This is a genomic window from Luteimicrobium xylanilyticum (assembly GCF_009429125.1).
GTDB lineage: Bacteria > Actinomycetota > Actinomycetes > Actinomycetales > Cellulomonadaceae > Luteimicrobium > Luteimicrobium xylanilyticum.
This window is the reverse complement of the sequence record NZ_CP045529.1, coordinates 3,183,736-3,195,466: the sequence shown is the minus strand read 5'-3', so window position 1 is coordinate 3,195,466 and position 11,731 is coordinate 3,183,736. Positions and strand designations below refer to the sequence as shown.

10 protein-coding genes are annotated in these 11,731 nt (G+C 72.7%); 8 read left to right on the top strand and 2 right to left on the bottom strand.

What is annotated here, in order from left to right; translation table 11 throughout:
* The first annotated feature begins 201 nt into the window (after window positions 1–201).
* The 7 genes from KDY119_RS14135 (at window position 202) to mctP (ending at window position 8,120) form a co-directional block, all read left to right on the top strand.
* Window positions 202–1,278 carry an aggregation-promoting factor C-terminal-like domain-containing protein gene (locus KDY119_RS14135; RefSeq protein ID WP_153022450.1) on the top strand — a complete coding sequence of 359 codons (1,077 nt, stop codon included), beginning with the start codon at window positions 202–204 and terminating at the stop codon, window positions 1,276–1,278.
* A 228-nt stretch (window positions 1,279–1,506) separates the two neighbouring features.
* Window positions 1,507–2,457 (top strand): aggregation-promoting factor C-terminal-like domain-containing protein, encoded by a 951-nt coding sequence (locus tag KDY119_RS14130; protein WP_153022449.1) that lies wholly within the window; start codon window positions 1,507–1,509, stop codon window positions 2,455–2,457.
* Window positions 2,458–2,723: 266 nt separating this feature from the next.
* Entirely contained in the window at window positions 2,724–4,058 is a 1,335-nt protein-coding gene (locus KDY119_RS14125) for a resuscitation-promoting factor (RefSeq protein WP_051136251.1), read from the top strand.
* Between the two features lie 38 nt (window positions 4,059–4,096).
* A complete protein-coding gene (rsmA, locus tag KDY119_RS14120; RefSeq protein WP_036947115.1) occupies window positions 4,097–4,966 on the top strand; it encodes a 16S rRNA (adenine(1518)-N(6)/adenine(1519)-N(6))-dimethyltransferase RsmA in 870 nt (289 codons plus the stop codon).
* Entirely contained in the window at window positions 4,963–5,907 is a 945-nt protein-coding gene (locus KDY119_RS14115) for a 4-(cytidine 5'-diphospho)-2-C-methyl-D-erythritol kinase (protein WP_036947112.1), read from the top strand. Before rsmA ends, KDY119_RS14115 begins: the two co-directional genes overlap by 4 nt.
* 102 nt (window positions 5,908–6,009) lie before the next feature.
* The gene (locus tag KDY119_RS14110; protein ID WP_227994356.1) at window positions 6,010–6,402 is read left to right on the top strand and encodes a DUF3311 domain-containing protein; all 393 of its coding nucleotides are present in this window, start codon (window positions 6,010–6,012) and stop codon (window positions 6,400–6,402) included.
* The gene (mctP, locus tag KDY119_RS14105; RefSeq protein ID WP_425562848.1) at window positions 6,399–8,120 is read left to right on the top strand and encodes a monocarboxylate uptake permease MctP; all 1,722 of its coding nucleotides are present in this window, start codon (window positions 6,399–6,401) and stop codon (window positions 8,118–8,120) included. The genes KDY119_RS14110 and mctP overlap by 4 nt, the downstream gene beginning before the upstream one ends.
* A 192-nt stretch (window positions 8,121–8,312) precedes the next feature.
* Here the strand turns inward: mctP and KDY119_RS14100 are convergent, their stop codons facing one another.
* Together KDY119_RS14100 and KDY119_RS14095 are read right to left on the bottom strand one after the other, a co-directional pair.
* A complete protein-coding gene (locus KDY119_RS14100; protein WP_083890627.1) occupies window positions 8,313–9,830 on the bottom strand; it encodes an arylsulfotransferase family protein in 1,518 nt (505 codons plus the stop codon).
* Window positions 9,831–10,003: 173 nt separating this feature from the next.
* Complete coding sequence (locus KDY119_RS14095) at window positions 10,004–10,966, bottom strand: zinc-binding dehydrogenase (protein WP_036948407.1); 963 nt, start codon at window positions 10,964–10,966, stop codon at window positions 10,004–10,006.
* 112 nt (window positions 10,967–11,078) lie between these two features.
* Between KDY119_RS14095 and KDY119_RS14090 the strand changes: the two genes are divergently transcribed.
* Window positions 11,079–11,723: a TetR/AcrR family transcriptional regulator gene (locus tag KDY119_RS14090; protein ID WP_227994355.1), complete on the top strand. Its 645-nt coding sequence runs from the start codon at window positions 11,079–11,081 to the stop codon at window positions 11,721–11,723.
* Window positions 11,724–11,731: the final 8 nt, after the last annotated feature.

Sequence of the window (11,731 nt, the reverse complement as noted above, 5' to 3'; positions counted from 1 at the left end):
CTTGCTCTCGAACCGCCGGATCGGCGGACGGAGCCACCGGGCGACGCTACGGGCGTCGCCCGAACCGTGCCCTGGAGCTCGTCCCGGGTCCGGCGCAGCCTCGCGGCGCGTCGCGTCCCGTCACGCCTCGGGGGCCCTTGGCTGGGAGCGCTGTCACGCCTCACCGCCCGTCGTGCCCGGATGGCACCAGCAAGGATCTGCATGACTTCGCCTCGCCCGCACTCCGAGCCCACCAGCACCCTCGACACCCGCGCCGCGCGACACCGCGCCGAGCACGCGCGCCGCCTTCGCCGCCGCCTCATGGGCATCGGCGCCACGGTCGGCGGCCTCGCCGTCGTCGGCGGCATCGCGGTCGCCCAGGCCTCGAGCCTCGGCAGCACCGCCGCCGACGCGGCCGCCGCGTCGCCCAGCTCCACCACCGCCCTCGACCGCGGCCAGCACGCGAGCCGCGACCTCACGAACGGCCGCGCCCCGCTGACCGGGACCCCGATCAGCGCCAAGAAGAGCGTCAAGACGTCGACCACCCTGCCGACCGGGACGATCCACGTCGTCGCGACGTCGTGGAAGGTCCGCACGACGACGGCCACGGGTACCACGCCGACGACCGTCGGCAAGGTGCTCGCCGCGCACGACGTGCGTCCTGACTCGAACGACCAGATCGTCCTGACGCCCCCGGCCGCGGCCGACAAGAAGGCGGGCGTGGTCGCGACGGTGACCGTGCACAAGGTGCAGGTCGCGAACAAGACCACGAAGACGGCCTCCAAGGCCGGGACGGTCGTCAAGAAGGACTCGTCGCGGCTCGCGTCGGCCGGGACCAAGGTCACGCGCGCCGGAAAGAACGGCGTGAAGACCACCGTGCAGCGCGTGACGACGGTCGACGGCAAGGTCACCGACCGCAAGACGCTCAAGACGACGGACACCGCGGTGGACGCGATCCTCGTCAAGGGCACCAAGGCCGACCCGAAGCCGGCCGGCCCCTCGGGGGCCAAGGCGATCGCCGCGGCGATGGTCTCGGCCCGCGGCTGGGGCAGCGACCAGTTCCAGTGCCTCGTGAACCTCTGGAACCGCGAGTCCGGCTGGAGCGTCACGGCGACCAACGCGTCGAGCGGCGCCTACGGCATCCCGCAGTCGCTGCCCGCGTCGAAGATGGCCTCGGCCGGCGCCGACTACCGCACGAACGCCAAGACCCAGATCACCTGGGGTCTGAACTACATCGCCGGCTCGTACGGCACCCCGTGCGGTGCCTGGGGTCACTCCCAGGCGACCGGCTGGTACTGACCGGCACACAGGGCGGGGCGCCGGCGAAGCCGTCCCGCACCTGACCGCCGCCGCGCGCCGGCATTTCTCGAAATGCCGGCGCGCGGCCGCCGTCCGCCCTGTCGGGCAACGAGAGCGCGCTTTTCGCGCTATCACGAAACGATCACGACCGCACTTTTCCTCGGTCCTCTCCGCCGGCCCCGCGCCGGGTCCGGGAGGGCCGTGCGGCACGACCTGAGGACTCTTCCCATGGCCCCGAGCCCCCTGGACCGCGCGGCCCCGCGCCGTCGCCCCCGCCGCGCGCTGATGTCCGGCCTCGTCGCCCTGACGCTCACGAGCGTCGGCGTCACCGGCAGCGTCGCGCTCGCCCCGACGACCGCGGGCGCGGCGACGGCCGCCGCGCCCGTCGCCGGTGCGGTCACCAAGACCACCACGGCGCACCGCGCCACCCGGCTGCCCGCCGGCACGACGGTCCGCCTCGTCGCGAAGAGCTGGAAGCGGAACCTCGTGACGACCGCGCCGACGACCGTCGGCGCGCTCCTCTCCGCCAAGAAGGTGAGCCCGGACGGCAACGACCGCCTGCGGCTCGGCCCGGCGAGCGCCGCCGACAAGCGTGCCGGCGTCGCGGCGACCGTGACCGTCCAGCGCGTGACGGTCGGCAAGGTCACGACGAAGAAGCACGCCAAGCGCACGACGAAGGTCGTCAAGAGCCACAAGCGCTACAAGGTCCTCGGCTCCTACGTGAAGCGCAAGGGCCACGCGGGCACCCGCACCACGGTCACCCGCGTGACGCGCGTCGACGGCAAGGTCACGGCTCGCAAGGTGCTGAAGAAGCACTCGACGATGGTCACGAAGGTCGTGGTCAAGGGCACCCGCAAGAGCCCCAAGCACGCCACCGTCGGGTACTCGAAGGCGATCGCGAAGGACCTCGTCCGTCGCAAGCACTGGAGCAGCCGCCAGTACCAGTGCCTCGTCTCGCTGTGGAATCGCGAGTCGGGCTGGCGGGTGTCGGCGCACAACGCGAGCAGCGGTGCGCACGGCATCCCGCAGGCCCTTCCGGGCCGCAAGATGGCGAGCGCCGGCCCGGGCTGGCGCACGAACGCGAAGACCCAGATCACGTGGGGCCTCGGCTACATCAAGGGCCGATACCACACGCCTTGTGGTGCACTGTCCCATTCGCACCACTACGGCTGGTACTGACCGGCCGTGACCGTCTCCCGCCGTTTTCTCCGCGAATTCCCACTGCCGTGGATAAGTTTCCGGTAATACCGGACACAAGTCCGCACAGGGGTTTCGTAGTAGATCACGGATCGGTTACGGTCGGACGCTGACAGCCGGATCGGAGTACGAGAACCGGGCGGGCCACGGCCCGCCGCACGAGTCGCGGCAACCCCGCGACCCAGCACCCGGGGCGCCCCGCGCGCCACCTCGCCTCCGTGCCCGGAAAGCTCGACGACTGGACTCGAGTGACTTCTCCGCAGGACACCCCCCAGCCCAGCACCGCCGGCACCACGCCGGGCGACTCGGCTGGCACCACCCCCCGGGCCCGCCACCGCCGCTGGCCCTGGATCGCCGCCGGGACCGCCGTCGCGGTCCTCGTGAGCGGAGGCGCCGTCTATGCCGGCGCCCACAAGTCCGTCACGCTCGACGTGGCCGGCGAGACCTCCAAGACCGGGACGTTCTCCGGGAGCGTCGGCGACCTCCTCGAGAAGAAGGGGATCGAGCTCGGCGAGCACGACGTCGTCTCGCCCGCCCCGAGCTCGTCGCTGCACGACGGCGAGCGCATCGTCGTCCGCTACGGACACCAGGTCACCGTGGACGTCGACGGCACCAAGACCACCGTCTGGACCACGGCGCTCGACGCCGGCGAGGCGCTCGGCGCGCTCGAGGCCCGCGGCTCCGACGTCAGCCTCGTCGCCAACCGCTCGCAGTCCGACGGCCGCCCGGCCCTCGGCGTCGAGCTCGCCGACTCCGGCCCCGTGGCCGTCGTCGCCGACGGGAAGACGCGCGTCGTGCAGGACCCGAGCCAGGGCGTCGACAGCGTCCTCAAGCAGCTCGACATCACCCTCGGCGCCCGCGACCGGGTGTCCGTCGAGCCGCACGCGGGTTCGCCCGACGTCGCCCTCGTCGTCCAGCGGGTCGAGGTCAAGACCGAGAAGAAGACCAAGCCGGTCGCGTTCAAGACCGTCCACAAGAAGGACGCCTCGCGCTACGCCGACCTCGGCTCGGTCGTCTCGAAGGCCGGCAAGAAGGGCGTCTACACGACGACCTACAAGGTCACCTACGTCGACGGCAAGGTCGAGACGAAGACCGTGACGGACAAGGGCGTGACCACCAAGCCCGTGTCCAAGGTCGTCGTGACCGGCACCAAGGCACGGCCGAAGCCGAAGCCCGTCGTCACCGCGACGTCCTCGAGCTCGTCGAAGTCCACGTCGTCGAAGTCCTCCTCGTCGAAGTCCTCGTCGAGCTCGAGCAGCTCGAAGTCCTCGTCGAGCAGCTCGACGTCGTCGAGCTCGTCGGGCAGCTCGACGTCGTCGAGCTCGTCGGGCAGCAGCGCGTCCGTCTCGGGCGTGTGGGCCAAGCTCGCGGCGTGCGAGTCGGGTGGCAACCCGAAGGCCGTCAACCCGGCCGGGTACTACGGGCTCTACCAGTTCACCGTCGGCACCTGGCACTCGCTGGGTGGCACGGGCCTGCCGACGGACGCCTCCGCCGCGACGCAGACCGCGCTCGCGAAGAAGCTCCAGGCGCGCTCGGGCTGGGGCCAGTGGCCCGCCTGCTCGGCCAAGCTCGGCCTGCGCTGAGCGTTCGAGAAGAACCCCCGGCCGGTAGGCTCACCGCCATGACCGACCACCGAGGCGCCCTGCTGGGCCCGGCCGAGATCCGGGACCTGGCAGGGCGTCTCGGCGTCCGCCCCACCAAGACGTGGGGCCAGAACTTCGTGCACGACGGCGGCACGGTCCGTCGCATCGTCCGTACCGCGGGCGTCGAGGCGGGGGAGCGGGTCGTGGAGGTCGGGCCGGGGCTCGGCTCACTCACGCTCGGGCTGCTCGAGGCCGGCGCGAGCGTCGTCGCGGTCGAGATCGACCCGACGCTCGCCCGCCAGCTCCCCGAGACCGTCGCGGGCCGCTCGGCGGACCTGACGGCGCGGCTCACCGTCGTGCCCGCGGACGCCCTCGACGTCACCGAGCTGCCCGGCGAGCCGCCCACGGCGCTCGTCGCGAACCTCCCGTACAACGTCGCGGTCCCGGTGCTCCTCACCTTCCTCGAGCGGTTCGACAGCCTCGAGCGCGTGCTGGTCATGGTGCAGGCCGAGGTCGCCGATCGCCTGGCCGCCGCGCCCGGCTCGAAGGTCTACGGCGTGCCGAGCGTCAAGGCCGCCTGGTATGCGTCCGCGCGCCGGGCCGGGACCGTGGGCCGCAGCGTCTTCTGGCCCGTGCCCAACGTCGACTCGGCGCTCGTCGCGCTCGAACGACGCGACCCGCCCGCCACGTCCGCGACGCGCGAGGAGGTGTTCGCCGTCGTCGACGCCGCGTTCGCCCAGCGCCGCAAGACTCTGCGCGCCGCCCTGGCCCGCACCGCAGGGTCGGGGGAGGCCGCCGAGCGCGTGCTCGTCGCCGCGGGCGTCGACCCGTCGGCGCGCGGCGAGACCCTCACCGTGACGGACTTCGCGCGCATCGCCGAGGCCTTCGCCGCCCAGGGTGCCGCATGACGGCGCACCTCGCGGCCGCGCCCGAGCCCTCCGTCACCGTCCGCGCCCCCGGCAAGGTCAACCTGTCGCTGCGCGTCGGGAGCGTGCGACCGGACGGGTACCACCCGCTCGTCAACATCTTCCAGGCCGTCTCCCTCTACGAGGAGGTCACCGCGACCGCGGTACCGGCGGGCCGAGGCGTGTCGATCGCCGTCGCGGGCCCGCACGCCGACCGCGTCCCCACCGACCGGACGAACCTCGCCTGGCGGGCCGCCGAGCTCCTCGCGGAGCGCGCGGGGGTCGAGCCCGACGTCCACCTCGCGATCGTCAAGGGCGTCCCCGTCGCCGGCGGGATGGCGGGCGGCTCCGCCGACGCCGCCGCCGCGCTCGTCGCGTGCGACGCCCTGTGGGAGACCGGCCTCGGTCGCGACGAGCTCACGCACCTCGCTGCCGCGCTCGGCGCGGACGTCCCGTTCGCGCTCCACGGCCACGTCGCCGTCGGCGTCGGACGGGGGGACGAGCTGACGCCCGCGATGGTGCGGGGCGAGTTCTTCTGGGCGCTCGCCGTGACCGACGAGGGCCTGTCGACCGCGCGCGTGTTCGACGCCTTCGACGCCGCCCACGCGGGCGACCGCCGCGTCCCCTCCGACCCGGCGCTCGCCGACGACACCCCGCTCATGCAGGCCCTGCGCGCGGGCGACCCGACGGCCCTCGGCGCCCTGCTCCACAACGACCTGCAGGAGCCTGCGCTCGGGCTCGCGCCGCACCTGCGCGAGACCATGGAGGTCGCCCTCGACGCCGGGGCGCTCGGCGTCATGCTGTCCGGGTCGGGGCCGACGGTCGCCGCGCTCGCCCGGAGCCGGCAGCACGCGCTCGCCATCGCGGCGTCGTGGACCGCGGTCGGGGCGGCCGACGATGTCTATACTGCCGTCGGCCCATCGCCCGGGGCACGGATCGTCTGACGCCACCCCGTCGGACCGTCCGCGGATCGGGCTCAGGCCCCGCCGGAGACCCCGGCGCGGACCCGATGGACTTCGCTCAACGAAGAGACGAAGGAGTCGAACGTGCCCCAACCTGTGCCCAGCCCCGACGCGCCCCGACACGGCGGTGCCCTGCGTCCCGACACGCCGGTCCGAGGGCCGGCCCGCCCCGGCCCGTACGTGGCAGCCGGAGTGCTCGTCGCGATCGGGATCGTGCTGCCGCTCGTCGTGCCGATCTACGCGCGCCACGACCCGGAGCTCGCCGGGATGCCGTTCTTCTACTGGTACCAGCTCCTGTGGGTCTTCATCGACGCCGGGCTGCTCTTCGTGGCGTACACGCTGATGCGCAAGGAGGACCGCCGACGGCGCGACGTCGTCCGCGCCGCCCAGGGTTCGGGCCCGGACAGTCACCCGCCACGGCACGCGGCGGCGACCGACGTCTCCGGTGACGCCACCGAGGACGGGGGTGCCCGGTGAACGCGGTCCTGGCGCTCCCCGCCTCCCTGTCCCTCGCCACGCCGGCCGACGTGCCGGACGCGGGCGGCCACCGGTCGATCGCGGGCGGCGCGCTCGTCGTCGTGATCCTGCTGTTCCTCGTCGTGGCCGCGATCGGGTTCCTCGCGTCCCGCTGGCGCACGAGCTCCGAGGAGCGCGGGCTGCACAGCCTCGACGAGTGGGGGCTCGGAGGCCGCGGCTTCGGGTCCTGGGTGACCTGGTTCCTGCTCGGCGGCGACCTGTACACGGCGTACACGTTCGTCGCGGTCCCCGCCGCCATGTGGGCGACGGGCGCGGTGTCCGGCTTCTTCGCCGTCCCGTACACGATCGTGCTCTACCCGATCGTCTTCATCCTGATGAGCCGGCTCTGGTCGGTGTCGCGCAGCCACGGCTACGTGACCCCGGCGGACTTCGTCGGCGGGCGGTACGGCGGCAAGGTGCTGTCCACCGCGATCGCCGTCACCGGCATCGTCGCGACCATGCCGTACATCGCCCTCCAGCTCGTCGGCATGAAGGCCGTGCTCACCGTCCTCGGCCTCGGCTCGGGCAGCAACTCGTTCGTCAACGACCTGCCCCTGATCATCGCGTTCGTCGTGCTCGCCGCCTACACCTACACGGGTGGCCTGCGGGCCCCGGCGCTCATCGCCGTCGTGAAGGACCTGCTGATCTACCTGGCGATCGTCGTCGCCGTGATCTACCTGCCGAGCAAGTTCGGCGGGTGGGGCTCGATCTTCGGCGCCGCGGACCACAAGCTGTCCACCACCAACCCCGCGACGGGCAAGCCTGCCGGCGCGCTCATCCCGGGGGCGACCAGCTTCAACGCCTACTGGACCCTCGCGCTGGGCTCGGCGATGGCGCTGTTCATGTACCCGCACTCGATCACCGGCGTCCTCGCGACCAAGAGCCGCAACACGATCCGCCGCAACGCCGTCGTGCTGCCGCTGTACTCGCTCATGCTGGGCTTCCTCGCCCTGCTCGGGTACGTCGCGATCAAGGCGGGCACGATGCCCGTCGACACCAACGGCAAGATCAACGCGCAGCTCGTCGTGCCCCAGCTCTTCCTCGACAGCTTCCCGTCGTGGTTCGCGGGGGTCGCGCTGGCCGCGATCGCGATCGGGGCCCTCGTGCCCGCCGCGATCATGTCGATCGCCGCGTCCAACCTGTTCACGCGCAACATCTACCGCGACCTCATCAAGCCCGACGTCACGCCGCGCACCGAGGCCAAGATCTCGAAGCTCGTGTCGCTGCTCGTCAAGGTCGGGGCGCTCGTCTTCGTGCTCGGGATGGACCAGTCGTCCGCGATCAACCTGCAGCTCCTCGGCGGCATCTGGATCCTGCAGACGTTCCCGGCGATCGTCGCGGGCCTGTACACGCGGTGGTTCAACAAGTGGGCGCTGCTCGTCGGCTGGGCCGCGGGCATGGTCTACGGGACCATCGCCGCGTACGACGTGGTGAACCCGGCGACCGGGAAGCACTTCGGCGGCTCGATCGCCGCGATCCCCGGGACCGACACCACCGTCTACATCGGGGTGACGGCGTTCGTGCTCAACGCCGTCGTCGCCACGGTGGGGACGCTCGTCCTGCGCGCGTTCAAGGTCAAGGACACCGCCGACAGCACCCGGTCGACGGACTACGAGGTCGACGAGGACGACGTCCGCGTCCAGCCTGTGCCGGAGGATCTCCGCGCCGAGCTCTCCTGAGGTCGTCCGCCCCTCGACACGAGCCCCCTGGTGCCGAAACACGGGGTCCGCGTCCGTCAGCTCGTGCTGACGGACGCGGACCCCGTCGTCGTGGGGCGGGAACCCCGTCCTCGTGAGGTATACCGGCGGCCGTACTACTTCGTGAGGTATACCGGCGGCCGTACTACTTCGTGAGGTATACCGGCGGCCGTACTACTTCGGGGTGCCGGTACCCAGGACCTTCCCGTCCGTGTCGAGGGCCTGCACGGCCACGTAGGCGCCCAGGCCGGAGGCGTGGAGCGTCGTCTCGAAGCCCTTCTTCGCGCTCGTCGCCACGGGCTTCGCCGACGCCTCGTCCGCCCCGCTCACGACCCGCCAGGTCGCGACGTCCGTGGCCCCGTTCCAGCTCACGTGCACGGTGTCGCCCCGCACGACGACGTCCGGCGGGTCCGTGGGCGTCGCGTGCCAGGTGACGCGGTACGCCCGGTAGCTCGAGCCCGACGAGAAGGAGAGCTCACCGAGGAGGTTCCCGCCGCCGTCGTACTCGGTCACGTACGGCCGCTGCCCCCAGCCGACGACGACGTTCCCGTCGGGCAGGACCTGCACGTTGCCCTGGGTGTCGGAGTGCCGGGCGGTCGGTGGCAGGTACTGGGCGACGGTCGACGTCGTCATCGTCTTCTCGTCGACGGAGAGGCGCAGCCCCCGCGACGTCGGCCCGACCCGCGGGGAGCCCTCGTTGTCGAACAGGGTGAGCGTGCCGTCGTCCTGCAGGCGGATGTCGTGCTGCCACGCGAACGCTGCGCCCTGGACGAACTCGTTCTTCTTGCCGCCCAGGTGCCAGTCGACCGTCCCCGACCCGCGGTCCACCTTGTAGACCGTGTGGGTGTTGCGCGCCGAGACGAGGAGCGCCTCGGCGCCGTCCAGGGCGATCGCGTTGATGTGGAAGTAGTCGAACGGCTTGTCCTTGGTGCCCATGCCCTTCGACAGGTGCGAGTACGTCTGCGTCACCGGGACGTGGTCGAGCGAGCGCCACTCCCACACGACCTTCCCGGTCGCGATGTCGACCTCCTGCGCGACGCCCTCCTGGACCCAGCCGTCCTTCGGACCGCCGACGGCGCTGAGGTCGGCCTGGGCGGGGACGTACGCGGTGAGGAGGATGGTGCCCGACGGCGTGATGGTGGTCTCGTGGATGTCGGCCTTGCCGGCGCCCACGTCGCCGCCGGTCGTGACGTCCGTGATCTTCCGGTAGTGGTCGTCGAGCAGCACGACGCGTCCGGTGCCCGTGCCCGAGTCCGTCGACGTGCCCTCCCAGTACGTGAGCACCGGCTCGCCCTGGTACTCCTGGACCCGCACGTCGAACGGGCCGACCTTCATGGGGGAGACCCACACGGGCTCGCCCGTCGGGTCGACGAGCAGCGCGCCCTGCATGGCCGGCTGCTGGTCCTCGTCCTTGGGGCCGAGGGCGAGGACGTTGCCTTCGGCGGCGTCGTCCGCAGCGTCGTGGGGGAGCGAGCCGACGGTCGCCCGCATGACGGGCGGCGTCAGGTCGGGGCGGGTGACGTACGTGTGCGCGACGGCCGGCGGGTCCGTGGGGTCGGTGACGGCGGCGTCGTCGTTCCCGGAGCAACCCGCAGCCACGAGCGCAACGGTGATGCCCGCACCGACGGCGCTCACGCGGCGCACAGCACGGGTGCCCGAGCGCGGGGGACGACGACGGACAGCGAACGCCATGAGCGAACCTCCGGCTCAGCCGACTGATCCCCTGCGGTTAGTCACCCGATCATCTCGGACGTCCCGGGTTGCCGCTCCTCGAGCCGGGGGCGGCCGTCCGGTGCCCATGAAGCTACCGGCCCCCGCTGTGCGCCAGCCGAACCGCGTCGCGGCCGCCGTCGCGTCGCCGAGGCTCAGGGCACGAGGACGATCCGCCCGAAGACGCTGCCGTCGTCCATGCGGCGGTGGGCTTCGGCCGCAGCGCTCAGGGGAACGACGTCGTGCACGACGGCGTGCAGCTCGCCGCGTGCGGCCGCGGCGAACAGGTCGGCGCGCGCGGTGTCCCTGGCTGCGGTGGGGACGGTGTCGAGGCTGAAGGTCGCGAACGAGCGCGACTGCTGGAACGAGCGGATCAGCCGTGTCCCGAAGTCCGCGGGCGGCATCCCGGCCACCGCACCGACGAGCACCAACCGACCGTTCGGGGCGAGCCGGTCGAGGAACGCGGGCAGGTCGGGACCGCCGACGACGTCGACGACCACGTCGAAGGCCGCGGGGGCGTCCGGCTCTCCGACACCGAGCCGGTCGAGCACGTGGGTCGCGCCGAGCTCGCGCAGCCTGGCTCCCCGTCCGGCCGACGACGTCGTCACCGCGATCGCGCTCGCGCCACCCCGCGCGGCCAGCTCCACCGCAGCGATCCCGATGCTGCCGGCGGCACCGCGGACGAGGACGGACTGGCCGGCACCGAAGCGGGCGTGCTCGAGGGCGAAGTGCGCGACCGGTGCGGCGCTGCCGAGCGTCACCGCGTCCACCGCGGAGAGGCCGTCGGGAAGCTCGACCACGTCGGCGACGCGCGCGACGGCCAGCTCGACGTACGCGCCGCCCGTGCCCGTGGACGCCCAGACGCGCCGCCCTAGCCAACCGGGATCGACGTCCGGTCCCACGCCCGCGACCGCGCCGGCCACCTCGCCGCCGGGAATCAGCCCCGCGGCGAACCCGTACCCGGAGAGGGTCCCGCGGCGGATGACGGCGTCCACGCCGCCGACGCCGATCGCCTCCGTCGCGACGACGACCTGGCCGGGTCCGGGCTCGGGGACGGGCAGGTCGGTCGTCACCATCCCGCTCGGGTCGCCGAACCGTTCGATCGTCACAGCCTGCACGGTGCCTCCTTCGTAGGTCTGCGCGGTCCCGACCGCGCTACCGTCGTGACCGTAGTGGACGCCTGCGTCCGCTCGACGGAAAGTGAGGATCATGCGCGAGGAGATGTCTCAGATGCCTCAGATACCTCAGATGCCCCGGACGCTCCGCAGCGACGCCCGCGAGAACCGCGACCGGGTCCTCGACGCCGCCCGGGCGCTGTTCGCCGAACGCGGCCTGGACGTGACGATGCGTGAGGTCGCACGGCGCGCCGGCGTCGGGCCCGCGACGCTCTACCGCCGGTTCCCGACCCGGCAGAGCCTGGTGGACGAGGCGTTCGCCGACGAGCTGCGCGCCTGCGCGCAGATCGTGGACGACGCGTGCGCCGACCCGGACCCGTGGCGTGGGTTCCGTGCCGTCGTCGAGGAGCTCACGGTCCTCAACGCCCGCAACCGCGGCTTCGTCGACGCCTTCATGTCCGCTCATCCGCACGCCGACGCCTTCGTGACGCACCGCGCCGCCCTGCTGCAGAGGCTCGCCCGGCTGGGCGAGCGCGCCCAGGCCTCCGGGGGGCTGCGCGGCGACTACGAGCTCGACGACCTCCTGCTGATCCTCCTGGCCGGCCGAGGCCTCGCGGCGACCCCCGTCGCGGACCGGCCCGCGGCGGCACGGCGGTTCGCGGCGCTCGCCGTCGCCGCCCTCCGGACGGCCGACACGAACGAGGTGCTCCCTCGCGCACCGAGGCTGAACGCTCACGTCGTCGCGAGCCCAGCCGTCTGACCCGCCGG